This is a genomic window from Haloarcula sp. CGMCC 1.2071 (assembly GCF_037078445.1).
Lineage (GTDB): Archaea > Halobacteriota > Halobacteria > Halobacteriales > Haloarculaceae > Haloarcula > Haloarcula amylolytica.
In genome coordinates, this window is sequence record NZ_JAYMGY010000001.1 from 267,306 (window position 1) to 284,306 (window position 17,001).

14 protein-coding genes are annotated in these 17,001 nt (G+C 64.0%); 6 read left to right on the top strand and 8 right to left on the bottom strand.

Annotated features, from left to right (window positions below; translation table 11 throughout):
* Nucleotides 1-14 precede the first annotated feature (14 nt).
* The 5 genes from VI234_RS01345 to VI234_RS01365 all read right to left on the bottom strand — a co-directional run bounded on the left by VI234_RS01345 (nucleotide 15) and on the right by VI234_RS01365 (nucleotide 4,802).
* On the bottom strand, nucleotides 15-1,760 hold the full coding sequence (locus VI234_RS01345; RefSeq protein WP_336329041.1) for a type II secretion system F family protein: 1,746 nt from the start codon (nucleotides 1,758-1,760) through the stop codon (nucleotides 15-17).
* Complete coding sequence (locus VI234_RS01350) at nucleotides 1,757-3,616, bottom strand: ATPase, T2SS/T4P/T4SS family (protein ID WP_336329042.1); 1,860 nt, start codon at nucleotides 3,614-3,616, stop codon at nucleotides 1,757-1,759. Before VI234_RS01350 ends, VI234_RS01345 begins: the two co-directional genes overlap by 4 nt.
* Entirely contained in the window at nucleotides 3,609-4,082 is a 474-nt protein-coding gene (locus VI234_RS01355) for a DUF7311 family protein (protein ID WP_336329043.1), read from the bottom strand. The genes VI234_RS01350 and VI234_RS01355 overlap by 8 nt, the downstream gene beginning before the upstream one ends.
* Complete coding sequence (locus tag VI234_RS01360; protein ID WP_336329044.1) at nucleotides 4,079-4,588, bottom strand: DUF7310 family coiled-coil domain-containing protein; 510 nt, start codon at nucleotides 4,586-4,588, stop codon at nucleotides 4,079-4,081. The genes VI234_RS01355 and VI234_RS01360 overlap by 4 nt, the downstream gene beginning before the upstream one ends.
* A gap of 91 nt (nucleotides 4,589-4,679) precedes the next feature.
* On the bottom strand, nucleotides 4,680-4,802 hold the full coding sequence (locus tag VI234_RS01365; RefSeq protein WP_336329045.1) for a hypothetical protein: 123 nt from the start codon (nucleotides 4,800-4,802) through the stop codon (nucleotides 4,680-4,682).
* 191 nt (nucleotides 4,803-4,993) lie between these two features.
* On the opposite strand from VI234_RS01365, the gene VI234_RS01370 reads away from it, so the two are divergent.
* The 3 genes from VI234_RS01370 to rad50 all read left to right on the top strand — a co-directional run bounded on the left by VI234_RS01370 (nucleotide 4,994) and on the right by rad50 (nucleotide 9,392).
* Nucleotides 4,994-5,362 carry a hypothetical protein gene (locus tag VI234_RS01370; protein ID WP_336329046.1) on the top strand — a complete coding sequence of 123 codons (369 nt, stop codon included), beginning with the start codon at nucleotides 4,994-4,996 and terminating at the stop codon, nucleotides 5,360-5,362.
* Nucleotides 5,363-5,446: 84 nt separating this feature from the next.
* Nucleotides 5,447-6,703: a DNA double-strand break repair protein Mre11 gene (gene mre11 / locus VI234_RS01375; RefSeq protein WP_008312432.1), complete on the top strand. Its 1,257-nt coding sequence runs from the start codon at nucleotides 5,447-5,449 to the stop codon at nucleotides 6,701-6,703.
* Nucleotides 6,704-6,716: 13 nt separating this feature from the next.
* Nucleotides 6,717-9,392: a DNA double-strand break repair ATPase Rad50 gene (gene rad50 / locus VI234_RS01380; RefSeq protein ID WP_336329047.1), complete on the top strand. Its 2,676-nt coding sequence runs from the start codon at nucleotides 6,717-6,719 to the stop codon at nucleotides 9,390-9,392.
* Nucleotides 9,393-9,415: 23 nt separating this feature from the next.
* Here the strand turns inward: rad50 and VI234_RS01385 are convergent, their stop codons facing one another.
* The 3 genes from VI234_RS01385 to VI234_RS01395 are packed head-to-tail and all read right to left on the bottom strand — an operon-like array spanning nucleotide 9,416 to nucleotide 10,504.
* Nucleotides 9,416-9,838 (bottom strand): DUF7346 family protein, encoded by a 423-nt coding sequence (locus VI234_RS01385; RefSeq protein WP_336329048.1) that lies wholly within the window; start codon nucleotides 9,836-9,838, stop codon nucleotides 9,416-9,418.
* A gap of 27 nt (nucleotides 9,839-9,865) precedes the next feature.
* Nucleotides 9,866-10,270, bottom strand: a complete 405-nt coding sequence (locus VI234_RS01390) for a DUF7322 domain-containing protein (protein ID WP_336329049.1) — start codon at nucleotides 10,268-10,270, stop codon at nucleotides 9,866-9,868.
* Nucleotides 10,271-10,312: 42 nt separating this feature from the next.
* Entirely contained in the window at nucleotides 10,313-10,504 is a 192-nt protein-coding gene (locus VI234_RS01395) for a DUF7331 family protein (protein ID WP_004517169.1), read from the bottom strand.
* Between the two features lie 107 nt (nucleotides 10,505-10,611).
* On the opposite strand from VI234_RS01395, the gene VI234_RS01400 reads away from it, so the two are divergent.
* The 3 genes from VI234_RS01400 (at nucleotide 10,612) to sufB (ending at nucleotide 17,000) form a co-directional block, all read left to right on the top strand.
* Nucleotides 10,612-14,478 carry a DNA polymerase domain-containing protein gene (locus VI234_RS01400; RefSeq protein ID WP_336329050.1) on the top strand — a complete coding sequence of 1,289 codons (3,867 nt, stop codon included), beginning with the start codon at nucleotides 10,612-10,614 and terminating at the stop codon, nucleotides 14,476-14,478.
* Between the two features lie 125 nt (nucleotides 14,479-14,603).
* The gene (locus VI234_RS01405) at nucleotides 14,604-15,533 is read left to right on the top strand and encodes an ABC transporter ATP-binding protein (protein ID WP_336329051.1); all 930 of its coding nucleotides are present in this window, start codon (nucleotides 14,604-14,606) and stop codon (nucleotides 15,531-15,533) included.
* Between the two features lie 36 nt (nucleotides 15,534-15,569).
* The gene (gene sufB / locus VI234_RS01410) at nucleotides 15,570-17,000 is read left to right on the top strand and encodes a Fe-S cluster assembly protein SufB (RefSeq protein ID WP_336329052.1); all 1,431 of its coding nucleotides are present in this window, start codon (nucleotides 15,570-15,572) and stop codon (nucleotides 16,998-17,000) included.
* Nucleotide 17,001 lies beyond the last annotated feature (1 nt).

The window sequence follows — 17,001 nt, forward strand, 5'->3', positions numbered from 1 at the left end:
TCCGATTTAAAACCTCAGACCAGCAGCCCGGTGGCAACGACGGCAACGAAGAAGGTGGCCGTGGCCGACAGGAGCGCCAGGCCGGTTCGGTAGCCGACGAGCGCGCGGTCGAGTCCGCGGTGCAGGCCCGTCGACAGCGCCGTCAACAGGACAGCCAGAACGAGGACGTACCAGCCGACGACCGGCCCCAGCACCACGCTCGAAACAGTGCTGAACTGCTCACCGCCGCCCATCGACCCAGCCAGCGCGACGGTCGCACCGCCGATCAGCGGCCCGAACAGCCCGGCGGTGTTCGACAGCGTTTCGGTTATCTGCGAGAGGTCGCGACGCGTCTCGCGCTCGATGGCCCGGAGCGCGTCCAGATGTTCTCCCATCGTCGTCACGGACTCCCCCGCCGGTGGCCCGATTGTTGCGGCCGTATCCAGCAGGGTCGCCACTCGACGAGCCCGACGGCTCGGAACGTCAGCGAGTGCACTGCCAGGGCCGAGAAATGCCTCCTCGACGCTGGTTCCGAGGTGCTCCTGTCGGGCGGCGGCGGCTTCGATGACGCCGCTGGTGGGTTCGGGAGCCTCGTCGACAGCCTCGACGAGCGCGGCTTCGACTGACTGGCCGCGGTCCAGCCGTCGACCGACGGCAGACAGCGCGTCGGGGAGGCCCGCTTCGATGTCGGTGACGCGGTCGCGGACCTCAGCGATGGGTCGGTAGTAGCTGACGAGCGCGCTCCCGGCACCGGTCCCGAGCGCCCCGATAGGCGACGCCCACGCAGCGACGAGCGCGCCGGCAAGGTGCCACCCCCCGATTCCGGCGACGATGCCGCACGCGACCGATGGAAGTGCCGACGCCGGCACGTCCGGGTGGCTTCGCGGGATTGTCGCTGGCGGGAACGCGACCGGTCGCCGGCCCAGGAGCCAGCAACAGGCGACCAACAGTGCGCCGGGAAAGACCACGCCGTAGGTCCCGACCAGCACAGGGGCGGTCACTGGCACACCCGCGGCAGCGGCGGCGGGCAGCAAGGACGCCATCGCCAGCGGCAGGAGGACACCGAACGCGTACAGACCGGTCGCCGGACCTCGGAGTGAGGCCGCGAAGGCCGCCATTTCGTCGCGCGTCCCGTCGAGGATGCATTGCCGTGCGCGTTCGAGGACCTCGGGGCGCTCCTCGGTCGGGGCCAGCGTCGCGTTCTCGACCAGCCCGACAGCGCGTTCGAGCGCTGGGAACCGGCTACCCCATGACGCCGCGAACGTTCCCAGACCGCTCCGTGGCGTGCCCGCGGCTCGCTGTCGATGGTGTTGCAGCCGTGTGGCGAGCAGGCCGTTTCCGGCCCGTCCGGCGAACGCCGCCGCCCGCTCGGCGCTGGGCCACAGCGTCGCGCCGAGCACCAGTGTCGTTACGAGCGACGGCGCGGTCCCCAGCGCTCGAATCCGCTTTGCTTCGGCGGCGAACGGCACGCCGTACCGTCCCAGCGCCGCGACGCTCAGGGACAGGGCGAGGAGTCCGAGGCTGACAGTCGTCGCCAGCAGTCCGGTCACCGTCACAGCGGCGACCAGTGCGAGCAGGGAGCCACACACCGCAACGGCGTAGCTCGCCGTCAGTAGTGCCTCAGGCGGGGCCGAAACCGAGAGCAGCCGACACGCTCGCCGGTAGTCGTCTGGTACCTCGATAGTGCCAGGAGAGGCCGCACCGACTGCGGTTGTGGGCGGTGCGGCTGGTGCTGTGCTCGCGTTGTCGTTGTCGCCGTCTGAACCGCTGGCGTGGCTCACGGCTGGACCTCGTCTGTGGGTGGCTCGTTCCCGCGTGTCTCGACAGCCACTGACTCCTCGAATCGTTCGGTTCGCGCCTCGACAGCGTCGAGTACCTCGGCGTAGGACTCGCCGGGTGCGGCGAGTGACTCCACCAGACGGCTGCTGCCCCGCTCTAAGCGACCGGTGGCTGTCGCCGTCGCTCCGTCGCGCTCGTAGAGCATCTCGAAAGAAACGTCGTCGTCGTGGGAGACGATCTCCGCGACAGATGCGATACCGCGGCCGTGTTCCGACGCGGGCGGAGCCAGCGTCACCACGAGGTCCGTCGCAGCGAACGACTGCACCGGGACGCCGAGGTCCGACACCAGCCGTTCCCGAACCGCTTCGGGGCCGTTGCCGTGAATCGTCCCGAGGACGGCCCCGTCGCCGCCACCGACACGCATCGCCTCGTAGAGAACGCTGGCCTCCTCGCCGCGGACCTCCCCAACGGCGAGCGCGCCCTCGCCGAGCCGGAGCGCGGTCCGCAGGGCCTCCGAGGCGTCGACCGACGGCCCCTCTCCGCGGGCGGTCCGAAGCGCCTGCACGTCCCGCCCGTCGGACTGCAGGGACGACGCCGGAAGTTCGGGCGTGTCCTCGATAAGGATAGTCCGGACCTCGTAGGGGAGTTCCCAGAGCAACGCCCCGAGCGTCGTCGTCTTGCCCGCGCCGCGGGGGCCGGCGACGAGACAGGCCCCGCCGCGCTCCGCGGCGACGGAGAGCAGCCCGGCGACGGCTGTCGGCATCGTCCCGTTGTCGACGAAGTCGGCCAGCCGCCACACGTCGCTGTCATGGGCGCGAAAGGCGAAGGCGAGGCCGTCACTGACCGGTTCGCTCACACCGGCGACGCGAATCTGTCGGTCAGCCACCGTCGCCGTCGCATCGAGCGTCGGGCTCGCTCGTGAGAACGCCCGGCCGCTCGACCGTCTGAACGTCGACGCCAGCGTGTTCGCGCCCGCCGGCGTCAGGCGGACATTCGTCCGCATCGTCTCGCTGTCACAACGCACTCGGAGCCGGGTGTCACTCACTGGGGCTGTCGCGAACACGTCGGACACCCGCTGATCGGCGAAGATATCTTCCAGAATCCCGAGCCCGCCCGTGTGTTTCTCCAGCACGGCACCGACAGCGGTTGCCGTCGTACTGTCGCCGGCCACCGCGGTAGCTGCGTCGTACGGGTGACAGTCGCCGTCGGCGGCAGCGGTGGCGACTCGCTCGTACGCTTCGACGAGCGTCTCCATCGTATCCACGTCGAACCGCTGTTCGCGGGGCTCGATATGATACATCGGCAGGTGGTCGCTGCGCGTGTCGTATCGCCGAACGACGGCCTCTGTCGGGAGCGTTTGCTGGTCCCGGAGAGCCGCAGCCGACGGCGGCGCTGCCCCGACACGGGCGTCGCTAATCGTTGGCCCAGTGTATGCAGTGAGTGCCTGCTCGCTGGTATCGAAGCCTTCTGTGGCGACCGCCAACCCGGTCTCCGCCGCCAGGTCAGCGACCGGCCCCGCTCGGCCGACTGCCTCCGCGGCGGCAGCGACGGGGTCCCGGCGAGCGCGGTCTGCGAGGCGGTCGTCCAGCGAGGCGACTCTGGTCGCGAACCGGCCAGCCGCGGTGAGTACCGCCGCCGCCCGGTCGACGTACACTCGCTCCTGTCCTGCTTGCTCCGTGACGACGGTATCGATACCGGTCGACGAGAGCGAATCGACGACCGTCGCCCGGCAGTCAACCGACGCGGCGAGGTCGCCACTGCCCGGACACTGGTCCGCCGTCACTACCAGCCGCTCACCCTCGATTGCCGTTTCACAGCGGCAGTCCGACGCCGATGACCCGAAGAGCCACTCACGCATGGCCGTTCCTCGCCGCGGCTTCGGACTTAAACCGATGGACCCTCAGCACCCGCTGGCCGTCCGACCGCGTCAAGACGAACACGAGTTGATGTGTACCGGGTTCGTCGAGCCGGTCGGTCGACGCCGTCGTTCGGATCGGGATACCGACCAGCCGCTCGGTCCGCTTCCGGGACTCGACTGTCCAGGTCGCGACGCCAACACCGGCCCGCTCCGCGAACTGCAGGTGACTGACGCCGGCGTTCGTGTAGCTCCGCGGGGGGAGTCGTATCTCCACTGCACGACGCGCGTCGCCGTTCGCCGTCGCGTCGTCAGTCTCGACTAAAGTGGTCAATTCGGCCCCCAGTTCGTCCAGTTGACGCTCCATGGCACCACTGGCTGCGTCTGCTCGGGCCGTCGATAGCGCTGGCGCTGTTGCACCGACAAGTGCGGTCATGACCGCGACGGCGAGAACCAGCCGGTATATCACAGCAGCGCACGGATACGTCCGATAACGCCCGCGTCAGTGGTCTCGTCGTCGGGATCACCGCCGTCGGTGATGGCGGAGAAATCGGTCGGTTCCTCGGTCGTGGCGTTCGTTTCTCTGTGCTCGCCGCTATCCGACAAGCCTGGATGGCCTTGTACTGTCTCCGCCCGTAACTGGTCGGTCCCCGCCGCTGATGGGTCAGATGCCGACGACGACAGTGCTTCGTCGAGTCGGACTTCCAGTCGGTCGGTCGCCGCCAGCGCCGCGTCGGCGCGTTGCTCGACATCTTCGTTGACCGCGCGGATGTTCCCCACGTAGCCGCGGAGGGCCTGCGTGGCGGCTTCGAGCTCCGCCGTCCGCTCGTCGATGTCGTCGATACGCTGCTCGATGGTGTCCACGCGGCTCTCCAACTCAGCGAGTTCCGTCACCTCCGGGAACTCCGTCGTTCCGTCCGTGACCGCGCGTTCGACCGTGCGGAGCCGTTCGGCCAGCGTCTCGATATCTGTCATGCCCGGCCCTGGTCGCGTGTTGGTATTTGAACGCTCGGACGGGGAGCTGCGGGAAGCGTACCGGCTGCTGCCAGCAAGTGCTCGTCCCGCCTCACCCGCCGAGGATGAACAGCGCGAGGACGACGGAGATGAGCAGGGTTGCCAGAATCAGTAGCGCGACGATTGTGACCGAGGAGAGCGCGTTGTCGTCGGATCGGAGTACGCGTAGAGACATTGTGGAGGCCATCCGACAGTGGGTTTTCGTCCTGTAACACCGGGACTGGGCTGTTAGTTCTATCGAACCGGTTACGTCACCAAACTGTACGCTTTTTCAATCGGTTCGAGTTGAACGGGTGTCTCGAACGAGCCATCAACTGACCCGGAGCCAGCAAACGTTTATTTCGGATGCCGTGGCCACGCCGTTCTATGGCCGATAGCGACCAGGTGAAAGCGGCACTCGCGGCACTCGCTGACGGGGAGGGCGACAACAGCGACAACGGAGGCGGAGCGTTGCGAGTAGCCGACGGAGAGGACGGCTGTAGCGCAGGCCGGATTGGCACCCGCGATACAGGCGGCGACGCCGACTACCGGACAGTCATCGAGCGAGCGACCGAGGCGACCGACGACTTAGACGAAGCGGTCGCCTTCGTCGAGACGTTCGGCGTCGGGCGACTCGAAGCGGCCGTCGCACAGGCCGAACACGAAGTGAGCGGGCTGGCCGACGAGGGTCGGGCGGCTCTGCGAGCGTTCCGGCGGTACCGCGACGCCGCGGCGGGGCCCGGCGATGGGTCGTAGCGACCGGGCCGACCACAGTACCGTCGACCACTTTCGCTCCGCTCACGATACCCCTTTAGGTGGCGCTGGCTTACAGGTGGGCAAATGACACGGGTGATACACACCGGCGATACCCACGTCGGGTATCAGCAGTACAACGTCCCCGACCGGCGGGACGACTTCCTCGATGCGTTCCGGCAGGTGGTCCGAGACGCCATCGCGGACGACGCGGACGCCGTCGTCCACGCCGGTGACCTGTTCCACGACCGCCGCCCGGCGCTGGCTGATATCATGGGCACGCTGACCGTTCTCGAAGAACTCTCCGAAGCCGGTATTCCGTTTCTTGCCGTTGTGGGTAACCACGAGGCAAAACGCGACGCCCAGTGGCTCGACCTGTACGAGTCACTCGGTCTGGCGACGCGGCTCGACGACGAGCCGACCGTCATCGGCGACACCGCCTTCTACGGGCTCGATTTCGTGCCCCGGTCACAGCGCGAGGACCTCGACTACGACTTCGCCTCCCACGACGCCGACAGCGCCGCACTGGTCACTCACGGCCTGTTCCAGCCCTTCGACTACGGCGACTGGGACGCCGAACAAATTCTGACCGAGTCGTCGGTGACCTTCGACGCGATGTTGCTCGGCGACAACCACGACCCCGGTAAACAGCAAATCGAGGACACCTGGGTCACATACTGTGGATCGACCGAGCGCGCGAGCGCGAGCGAGCGAGAGGACCGCGGCTACAACATCGTCACCTTCGACGACGAGGTCCGTATCACCCGCCGCGGCCTCGACACCCGCGAGTTCGTCTTCGTCGACGTGGACCTCGGGCCCGAGGAGGGCGTCGAACGGGTTCGGAGTCGCGTCGGCCAGCACGACCTGGAGGACGCCGTCGTCATCGTCTCGATCAGTGGCGACGGCGACCCAGTGACCCCAGCCAGCGTCGAATCGTTCGCACTTGACCGAGGGGCACTCGTGGCTCGCGTCACCGACCACCGGGAAATCACGGCCGAGGACCACGAAACGGATATCAGCTTCGCCGACCCCGACGACGCCGTCACAGAGCGCGTCCGCGACCTCGGCCTGAGCGAGGCCGCCTACGACATCGACGAGACGATTCGCGCCTCGAAGGTCGCCGATGCGAACGTCAAAGACGAGGTCGAACGACACGTTCGTGAACTGCTCTCCGAGGGTTCGGACGCCCTCGCAGCCGATACGGGGGCGGCCACGAGCGACGGAGCGCCCGAAACGGAAGCCAACGCAGGCACGGACGAGGACGACACTGACGACGGAGCGGCGGTGAACGAAGCCGACGGCACGGACACCGAGAGTCAGGCGAGCGTCGAGGAGTTCCTGTAATGGAGGGTCGACAATGAAATTCCAACGCGTCAAGCTATCTAATTTCAAGTGCTACGACGATGCAGACCTGCGACTGGACAGCGGCGTGACCGTCATCCACGGACTCAATGGGAGCGGAAAGTCCTCCCTGCTTGAGGCCTGTTTCTTCGCGCTGTACGGCTCGAAGGCGCTGGACGAGAATCTCGGTGATGTGGTCACTATCGGGGCCGATGACTGTACCGTCGAACTGTGGTTCTCCCACGCCGGTGGCGACTACCACCTCACTCGCCGGGTGCGTGCGACCGGGGCACAACCGACAACGGCCAAATGCGTGCTTGAGACGCCCGAAGGCAACTACGAAGGGGCGCGTGACGTGCGCCGACGCATTACGGAACTCCTTCGGATGGACAGCGAGGCGTTCGTCAACTGCGCCTACGTCCGCCAGGGCGAGGTGAACAAGCTCATCAACGCCTCGCCGGGCGACCGGCAGGACATGCTCGATGACCTCCTGCAACTGGGGAAACTGGAGGAGTACCGGGAGCGGGCCAGCGACGCCCGTGTCGGCGTCGGCCGCGTGCGCGATGACAAACAGGGGGCACTCTCACAACTCGACGAGCAGATTCAAGAGAAAGAGGAGAAAGAGCTCCACGAGCGCCTGAACAGTTTGGAAACGAAGGAGTCCAATCTACAGGTCGAAATCGAACACATCGAGGACCAGAAGGTCACCGCCGAGGAGACGCTCACGCAGGCCGAGTCCGTACTGGAAGAGTACGAGGAGAAACGCGAGGAGCTGTCGACCCTCGAAGCCGACATCGAGGAGTTAGAGACGACCATCACCGAGACGGAGACGGAACGTACCGAGCTCAAAGAGCAGATCAGCGACCTGCAGGACCGCCGGGAGTCGCTGCGGGAGGACCTCTCGGAAACGGTGGCCGAAATCGACCTCGACAGCGCAGAGCCGGACCCGGACACCGTCGACGCACGGCTCGACGAACTGCAGTCCCGCGACGACGACCTGCAGAGCCGGATCGAGGATCAGCGCGTCGACGCGAAAGAACACAGCAGCACGGCCGACGCGCTGGCCGAGAGCGCCGCGGACCTCGAATCCCGGGCCGAGGACAAACGCGAGGAAGCCGACGAACTCGAAGCCGATCTCGAAGCGGCGCGGGAGACCATCGCCGAGCGCCGCGAACAGATCAGCGACATCGACGACCAGATCGCCGACCTCGAAGCCAGATTCGAGGACGCGCCGACCGACCGCGACGGAGCGGACGCGCACAAGGAATCCGTCGCCAGCGACCTTGAGGACGCCCGTCAGCGAGTGACCGAGCTGGAGACGAAGCTAAAGAACGAGCGGGAGTCACTCGCAGAAGCCGAGGCGCTGCTGGAGGCCGGCAAGTGCCCCGAGTGCGGGCAGGACGTGGCCGAGTCGCCACACGTCGCCTCCATCGAGGACGACCGCGAGCGGATATCGGAGCTGGAGGCGACGCTTTCGGACGCCCGCGAGACGGTCGCGGAACTGGAATCGGAACACGAGACGGCGAGAGAGCTGGTCGAGACCGCAGACGAACTGGCGACGCTTGCGAACAACCGCTCGAACATCGTCCAACTAGTCGAGGAGAAGGAGAACGGGCTGGACGCGGATCAGGAGCGCATCGAGACGCTCCGCAAGGAAGCAGCGGACCACGAGTCCGAGGCCGAGACGAAACGCGAGAAAGCCGCCGAAGCCCGCGAGCAGGCGGAAGACTGCCGCTCGGTCGTCGCCGAGTGCAATCAGGAGCGCCAGCAGGTCAAGCAGTCAATCGAGCATCTGGAGCGGGTCGAAGACCTCCTTGGGAACATCGACGACTGCGACGACGACATCGAGCGCCTGCGCGAGAAGCGCAGTCAGCAAGCCGAACTGAACGACCAGCGCCGCGAACAGCTCGCGGAGAAGCGCGAGCGCAAGCAGGACCTCGCGGAGTCGTTCGACGAGGAGCGTATCGAAGAGGCTCGAAGCGAGAAGCAGCGCGCGAAAAAGTACATCGAACAGGCCGAGGAGACGCTGGCGGAGAAACGCGAGCAGCGCGACGAACTGCAAAACGCCATCGGTGGTGTCACGAACGAAATCGAGGAGCTGGAGTCGCTACGGGAGCGTCGTGAAGACCTCGAAGCGACCCTCGAAAAACTGGACACGCTGTACGAGGAGACAGAGGAGCTTCAGGAGATGTACGGGGCGCTCCGGGCGGAACTGCGCCAGCGCAACGTCGAGACGCTCGAACGGATGCTCAATCAGACGTTCGACCTGGTGTACCAGAACGATTCGTACTCCCACATCGAACTCGACGGGCAGTACCAGCTCACGGTGTACCAGAAGGACGGCGAGCCCCTGGAGCCCGAACAGCTCTCCGGCGGCGAGCGGGCGCTGTTCAATCTCAGCCTCCGGTGTGCTATCTACCGCCTGCTCGCGGAGGGCATCGACGGGGCCGCGCCGATGCCGCCGCTCATCCTCGACGAGCCGACGGTGTTCCTGGATTCTGGCCACGTCACGCAACTGCTCGACCTCGTGGAGTACATGCGCGACGAGGTCGGCGTCGAGCAGATTCTCGTGGTTAGCCACGACGAAGAACTGGTCGGCGCGGCCGACGACCTCGTTCGCGTCGAGAAGGACGCCACGACCAACCGCTCGCGGGTCGAACAGGTCGAGGCGACGGTCGCAGAGCTGGCCTGAGCCTGGTGCGGTGTGGCGTGCCCTCAGTCCCGAAGCTGAGCGAGCCCGTCGCTGGCAGTCTCAGTTGTGTCGTAGCCTCGATGCCCGTGGACTTCCGCTTCGGTAAGCAGGCCGGCGGCGCGGAACTCGGCCAGCAGGCCGTGGAGGTCGCTCTCACAGAGGTCGTAGGCCGAGAGCAGTTCCGCCACGGAGAGCGGCCCGCGCTCGTCGAGTTCGGCGAGCAGGCCCAGGGCACGCTCGTCGTGGGCCGCTGTAATGACTTGGCGGGTTGCGCCGGGAACGGCCTCGGCGGCCGTTGCTAAGGGCGATTCACCATCGACGGGTTCGAGATCGGCGTTCGGGACGTGGCGCTGCTCGCCGGTTTCGGGGTCCCGGACCAGACTCGACTCGGTAGATTCCTTTAGCAATAAGTACCGCGTGCCGTCGTCGTCCCGCACAGTACGCATATGGCCGTTCGTAGCCGACCGGGCCGGTTAGCCGTTGTGGTCGCCTGACTCCGCGCTGTCAGGCTGGGTATCCGTTGTCTCGGCTGTTTCGCCCTCTTCGTCGTCCGATTTGCGCTCGCGCTCGAACTTCACGTACCGGAACGTCCCGTAGCTGAAAGCGATGACGCCCACGAGGAAGATACGAATCCCGAGGTCGACCTGCCCCTCGAAGTAGGCCAGCATCGGTCCGAGCGAGAGGGCCAGCAGCGCGACGTTGAACACGATGACGAGCCTGACGAACAGCCCCGTGGCCTCGCCGTTGTAATCGCTGTCTGACGGCGAGGGTACGTCCGGGCCAAGGCTCTCCGGGTCGAACTCCGCGGGCTCGTGCTCGCTTTTCTCGGAGAGGACCCCCGGGCTCTGGTTGTGCTCGTCATCGCCGGGGATATCCATCACAGCTTCATTACGTTGGTCGGGAAATAAAAGGACTCTGTGTCAGGCGATCTCCTGTAAGGTGAGCGCCGTATCGGTCTGCAGCCACGCGAGGGGGTTCTCGGCGTCGTAGAACACTGTCCCCTCCTCGGTCTCGTAGGTCTCGGTCGTCTGGATGGCGTCCGGGAGCGCCGGCTCCGACCGCAGTTCTTCGGACCTATCCGCCTCGCCGTGGGGGGATGCGTGGTGCGACATTGGCCGTCAAACTTGGGTATGGTACTCGATGTCATATACTTTCTGCCTGTGGCAACATCCCGTCGACCGTCGGTGTTTTTATCCGGCATCTCGAAGCATGGCCAAGAATGAGTGACGGGACCCAGGGCACGCTGGGGGACTTCGAGCAAGGCGCGGAGGAGGACCGCCCAGTGGCCGACGAAGCGGCAGCCATCGCGGGCAACGGCGGCAGCGACACCGACGGAACGAGCGTCGTCGACCTCGACGAGCGCCAGTTCCCGCCGGTCGAGGAGACCGTCGAGTTCGTCGTCACCCAGGTCGACTACACCATCGAGGGCCAGGGCGACGAGGAGTTCCCAGTGGTCCACGTCTTCGGCCGTACCGACGACAACGAGCCGATTCACGCGCGGGTCTTCGATTTCAAACCCTACTTCTACGCGCCGACCGACAGCGTTACCGACGACGAACTCCGCCAGTACGGCAGCATCACCGGGTGGGAGGAGGCCGACGAGGACGGCGAGCCCTACGAATCGATCCGGGGCGAGCGCCTGACGAAGATATTCGGGCAGACGCCCCGCGACGTGGGCCAGATCCGTGACGACTTCGACCACTACGAGGCGGACATCCTCTTCCCCAACCGCCTGCTCATCGACAAGGACATCACGAGCGGCGTGTGCGTTCCCGCCCGCGAACTCGACGACGACAGTCTGAAAGTCCACCACGAGGAGATTCAGCCGGTCGAAGCCCATGCCGAGCCACGGGTCAACACCTTCGATATCGAGGTCGACGACCGACAGGGGTTCCCCGAGGACGGCGAGGAGACTATCGTCTGTCTCACCTCCCACGACTCCTACCGCGACGAGTACGTCGTCTGGCTGTACGAGTCCCCCGACGGCATCGACGGCCCCGAGGCGCTGGCCGGCTACGACCCGATTCGCGAGGACTTCGAGGCCGACGTGCGCGTCTTCGACGAGGAGGAGGCCATGCTGGAGGCCTTTGTCGACTACATCGTCGACACCGACCCCGACGTCCTCACGGGCTGGAACTTCGACGACTTCGACGCGCCGTACTTCCTGGACCGCCTGGAGGAACTCCAGAGCTACAACCACGACTACGACCTGCAGATCGACCGTCTCTCGCGGGTCGACGAGGTCTGGCGCTCCGGCTGGGGCGGGCCGGACATCAAGGGCCGGGTCGTCTTCGACCTCCTCTATGCCTACAAGCGCACGCAGTTCACCGAACTCGAATCCTACCGGCTCGACGCCGTCGGCGAGCAGGAACTCGGCGTCGGCAAGGAGCGCTACACCGGCGACATTGGCGACCTCTGGGAACAGGACCCCGAGCAGTTGCTGGAGTACAACCTCCGGGACGTGGAGCTGTGTGTCGAACTCGACCGCGAGCAGGACATCATCGACTTCTGGGACGAGGTCCGCACTTTCGTCGGCTGTAAGCTGGAGGACGCGACGACCCCCGGCGACGCCGTCGACATGTACGTCCTCCACAAGCTCCACGGCGAGTTCGCACTGCCCTCGAAGGGCCAGCAGGAGAGCGAGGACTACGAGGGCGGGGCCGTCTTCGACCCCATCACCGGCGTCCGCGAGAACGTCACCGTCCTGGACCTGAAGTCACTGTACCCGATGTGCATGGTGACGACCAACGCCAGTCCGGAGACGAAAGTCGACCCGGATACCTACGACGGCGACACCTACCGCGCCCCCAACGGCACGCACTTCCGGAAGGAACCGGACGGCGTGATCCGGGAGATGGTCGACGAACTCCTGTCAGAGCGCGAAGAAAAGAAGGCCGAGCGGAACAGCTTCGATCCCGACAATCCGGAGTACGAGCGCTTTGACCGGCAGCAAGCGGCAGTTAAGGTCATCATGAACTGCTTCACGCCGGATACCGACGTGCTGACACCGGCAGGCGTTCAGAACATTCGCGACCTTGATGTCGGCGACGAGGTGTATTCGCTGGACCCCGAGACGGAGGAGATGGAGGTCAAACCGGTGGTCGAGACACAGTCGTATCCGGACTACCGCGGCGACCTCGTGGATATAGAGACGAGCAAGATGGACTTCCGCGTGACGCCGAACCACCGGATGCTCGTCCGGAAGAACGATAAAAATGGAATCACCGAAGACGGATGGAAATTCAAAGAGGCAGGGGACCTATACGACTACTGTAACTACGAGATGCCGCATGACTGGGACTTCCAGCACAGGGACCGATTTGGTGAGACCATTGATATCGTCCAATTGGCTAGGGAATACACTGAAACTGGAATCACCTTGTCCGATGGCGGGACGATGGCTGCCGCAAAATACGGAACTCCGAATATCTCACGGAAAGTTTCTACAAACGACTTTCTGGAATTCTTAGCGTGGTACATCACTGAGGGTAGTGTCTACGAATCGAAGACTTCGAACTACCGTATTAATATCGCACAAGAACATACGGGTCGCCGTGAAAAGATAGAGACTCTCGTAGATCAATTCGTTGAGTATTGGTATACCGACGAACGTTCTGTGAGCTTTTCCAGTCGCATCTGGGCTGAGTTGCTTACTGAGCTTTGTGGCAGCGGAAGTGACAGCAAACGGATTCCAGAGCTTGTGTTCGAAGCTTCTGAAAGTCAAAAACAGCAGTTCTTGGAAACGCTGATACAGGGTGACGGTGATTGGCAGAAGAATGCATGGCGCTTTTCAACAATTAGTCAGCAACTGCGCGATGATATATTGCGTCTCTGTACACATCTCGGACTTACAGCTAGTTATAATCGTGATGGGGCAGTCTGGCGTATCTACTGTACTGAAGATGCAAAGAACTCGTTCCGAATGCATAGGGATGGCTCGGAGAGTACCGCCGGAAATGGTGTATACTGCGTAACGGTCAAAGACAATAATACCCTGATAGCGGGCCGGAACGGGAAATTCCAGAACGTGGGGAACTCTCTCTACGGCGTTCTGGGCTGGGACCGGTTCCGCCTCTACGACAAGGAAATGGGCGCGGCGGTCACCGCCACCGGTCGCGAGGTCATCGACTACACCGACGAAGTCGTCGCAAACGAAGGGTACGAGGTCGTCTACGGGGACACCGACTCCGTCATGCTACAACTTGGCAATGTCGGTCCCGACGACGTCGAGGGCGACGTCGAAATCACCGACGAGATGCGCGAGAAGCACCCCGAGATGGACGACGACGAGCTCGAACTCATCGCGACGACCATTCAGAAAGGGTTCGAGCTGGAGGAAACCATTAACGCGTCCTACGACGAGTTCGCGATGGAGCAGCTCAACGCCGAGTTCCACCGCTTCGAGATCGAGTTCGAGAAGCTCTACCGCCGGTTCTTCCAGGCCGGCAAAAAGAAGCGCTACGCGGGCAACATCGTCTGGAAGGAAGGTAAGCACGTCGACGACATCGACATCACGGGCTTCGAGTACCAGCGCTCGGATATCGCCCCCATCACGAAACGGGTCCAGAAGGAGGTCATCGACCGCATCGTCCGCGGTGAGGACGCCGAGTCCATCAAGCAGTATGTCAGCGATGTTATCGAGGACTACCAGGCCGGGAACGTCGACTACGACGACGTGGGTATTCCCGGTGGCATCGGGAAGAAACTCGACAACTACGACACCGACACCGCGCAGGTCCGGGGCGCGAAGTACGCCAACCTCCTGCTGGGGACGAACTTCCAGAGCGGCTCGAAACCCAAGCGGCTGTACCTCGACCGGGTCCACTCCGATTTCTTCCAGCGCATCGAGGAGGAGGAAGGCCTGGACCCCCAGCGGGACCCGCTGTACGGCGAGTTCCGACGGGACCCCGACGTGATCTGCTTCGAGTACGCGGACCAGATCCCCGAGGAGTTCGAAATCGACTGGGACAAGATGCTCGACAAGACGCTGAAAGGCCCGATTGCCCGAATTCTGGAGGCGATGGACATCTCCTGGGAGGAGGTCAAATCCGGGCAGGAACAGACGGGACTCGGCAGCTTCATGTAACCCACAGAATACGGGTAGTTATCTCTGCGAGAAATATTGTTTTCATATGCAGAAGTTGAGTTCACAGCAATGCGAAAGCTTCATGGGTGAAACGTACCTTCTTTCGGTTGACCTAAGAGATACCTATGGCTAAACTCGAAATCAACAATCTCCACGCAGAAGTCGCAGAAGAGGACGGTGAGACGATTCTCCGCGGTGTCGACCTCGAAGTCGAGTCCGGTGAGATCCACGCGCTGATGGGTCCCAACGGCTCGGGGAAGTCGACGACGGCGAAGATCATCGCCGGCCACCCCGCCTACGAGGTAACCGACGGCGAAGTGCTCATCCACCTCGACGAGAACGAGTTCGGTGACGAGGAGATCCCGGAGGATCTCCGAACCTGGAATCTGCTCGACCTCGAACCGAACGAGCGCGCCGCGCTCGGCATCTTCCTCGGCTTCCAGTACCCGGCCGAGATCGAAGGCGTCACGATGGTGAACTTCCTCCGCACCGCGCTCAACGCCAAGCTCGAAGAGCGCGAGGAGATCTTCGAGGACGACGACGAGGAAGAAGTCGAAGCCGAGGGCGGCGACACCAACGAGGACGCCGCTGGCTACGACACCTCCCCGATGGAGGGCAACGTCGAAGAGGGCGAAATCGGCGTCGCCGAGTTCCAGGAGATCCTCCAGGAGAAGATGGAGCAGCTGGATATGGACGAGAAGTTCGCGTCCCGGTATCTCAACGCTGGCTTCTCGGGCGGCGAGAAGAAGCAGAACGAAGTCCTCCAGGCCGCGATCCTCGAGCCCTCGATCGCCGTGCTCGACGAGATCGACTCCGGGCTGGACATCGACCGACTGCAGGACGTCTCCAACGGCATCAATGCGCTCCGTGACGAGCAGGGCGCGGGCATCCTCCAGATCACACACTACCAGCGCATCCTCGACTACGTCGAACCCGACCACGTCCACGTAATGCTCGACGGCCAGATCGCCACCTCCGGTGGCGCCGAACTCGCCGAAAAGCTCGAAGACGAGGGGTACGACTGGGTCCGAGAGGAAGCCTACGAGGCCGCGTAACGCCCTTCCGTACACAGCGATAACACTACACACACTATGAGTTCAGATCAAGACCACCTCAAAGAAACCGACACGGAGAAGCGCTTCGAGTTCAAGAAAGAGGAGAAGTCCGCCTTCGAAGCCGAGAAGGGCCTCACGGAGGAGACCATCCGGGTCATCTCCGAAGACAAGAACGAGCCGGAATGGATGCTCGAACGGCGTCTACGCGCCCTCGAACAGTTCCACGAAATGCCGATGCCGACCGGTTGGCCGGGCGCGCCCGACCTCTCGGAGGTCGACGTCGACGAGATCGTCCCGTACATCCGCCCCGACATCGAGACCCGCGGCGGGGTCGACGACTGGAACGACCTCCCCGAAGAGATTCAGGACACCTTCGACAAGCTCGGCATCCCAGAAGCCGAAAAGAACGCCCTCTCGGGCGTCGGCGCGCAGTACGAGTCCGAGATCGTCTACCAGAACATGCAGGAGCGCTGGGAAGACAAGGGCGTCATCTTCTGTGACATGGACAAGGCCGTCCAGGAGCACGAAGACATCCTGAAAGAGTACTTCATGACCAAGGCCGTGCCGCCGAGCGACAACAAGTTCGCGGCGCTGCACGGCGCCATCTGGTCCGGCGGGTCGTTCGTCTACGTCCCCGAGGACACCACGGTCGACATGCCGGTGCAGGCGTACTTCCGGATGAACTCCGACGGGATGGGCCAGTTCGAGCACACGCTCATCATCGCCGAGGAGAACTCCGAAGTCCACTACATCGAGGGCTGTTCCGCCCCGAAGTACTCCGAGTTCAACCTCCACTCCGGCGGCGTCGAAGTGTTCGTCAAGGAGAACGCACACGTCCAGTACTCGACCGTCCAGAACTGGTCGAAGAACACGTACAACCTCAACACCAAGCGCGCCATCTGTGAGGCCGACGGGACGATGGAGTGGGTCTCCGGCAGCATGGGCTCGAAAGCCACGATGCTGTACCCCTCCACTGTTCTCAAGGGGCCCGGCGCGACGGACAACCACATCACCATCGCCTTCGCCGGCGAGGGCCAGGACATCGACACGGGCGCGAAGGTCTACCACAACGCTCCCGAGACGAAGTCCACCATCGAGTCCAAGTCCATCAGCAAGGACGGCGGCCGCACGAACTACCGGGGTCTCGTCCACATCGCCGACGGTGCCGAGAACTCCTCGACCTCCGTCGAGTGTGACGCCTTGATGTTCGACAACGAGTCCACGTCGGACACGATGCCATACATGGAGATCAAGGAGTCGAAAGTCGACGTTGCCCACGAGGCGACTGTCGGCAAGATCGGCGACGAGGACGTCTTCTACCTCCAGTCCCGCGGACTGGACGACGACGACGCAAAGCAGATGATCGTCGCCGGCTTCATCGAGCCGATCACGGAAGAACTGCCGATTGAGTACGCGGTCGAGCTGAACCGCCTCATTGAGCTGGAGATGGAGGGGTCGCTCGGATAAC

What these genes read in the sequence shown, in the direction of transcription:
- sufB (WP_336329052.1), top strand. Translation starts at nt 15,570, where the DNA reads ATGAGTTCAGATCAAGACCACCTCAAAGAAACCGACACGGAGAAGCGC.
- VI234_RS01360 (WP_336329044.1), bottom strand. Translation starts at nt 4,588, where the DNA reads ATGACAGATATCGAGACGCTGGCCGAACGGCTCCGCACGGTCGAACGC.
- VI234_RS01405 (WP_336329051.1), top strand. Translation starts at nt 14,604, where the DNA reads ATGGCTAAACTCGAAATCAACAATCTCCACGCAGAAGTCGCAGAAGAG.
- rad50 (WP_336329047.1), top strand. Translation starts at nt 6,717, where the DNA reads ATGAAATTCCAACGCGTCAAGCTATCTAATTTCAAGTGCTACGACGAT.
- VI234_RS01385 (WP_336329048.1), bottom strand. Translation starts at nt 9,838, where the DNA reads ATGCGTACTGTGCGGGACGACGACGGCACGCGGTACTTATTGCTAAAG.
- VI234_RS01390 (WP_336329049.1), bottom strand. Translation starts at nt 10,270, where the DNA reads ATGGATATCCCCGGCGATGACGAGCACAACCAGAGCCCGGGGGTCCTC.
- mre11 (WP_008312432.1), top strand. Translation starts at nt 5,447, where the DNA reads ATGACACGGGTGATACACACCGGCGATACCCACGTCGGGTATCAGCAG.
- VI234_RS01350 (WP_336329042.1), bottom strand. Translation starts at nt 3,616, where the DNA reads ATGCGTGAGTGGCTCTTCGGGTCATCGGCGTCGGACTGCCGCTGTGAA.
- VI234_RS01365 (WP_336329045.1), bottom strand. Translation starts at nt 4,802, where the DNA reads ATGTCTCTACGCGTACTCCGATCCGACGACAACGCGCTCTCCTCGGTC.
- VI234_RS01400 (WP_336329050.1), top strand. Translation starts at nt 10,612, where the DNA reads ATGAGTGACGGGACCCAGGGCACGCTGGGGGACTTCGAGCAAGGCGCG.
- VI234_RS01370 (WP_336329046.1), top strand. Translation starts at nt 4,994, where the DNA reads ATGGCCGATAGCGACCAGGTGAAAGCGGCACTCGCGGCACTCGCTGAC.
- VI234_RS01395 (WP_004517169.1), bottom strand. Translation starts at nt 10,504, where the DNA reads ATGTCGCACCACGCATCCCCCCACGGCGAGGCGGATAGGTCCGAAGAA.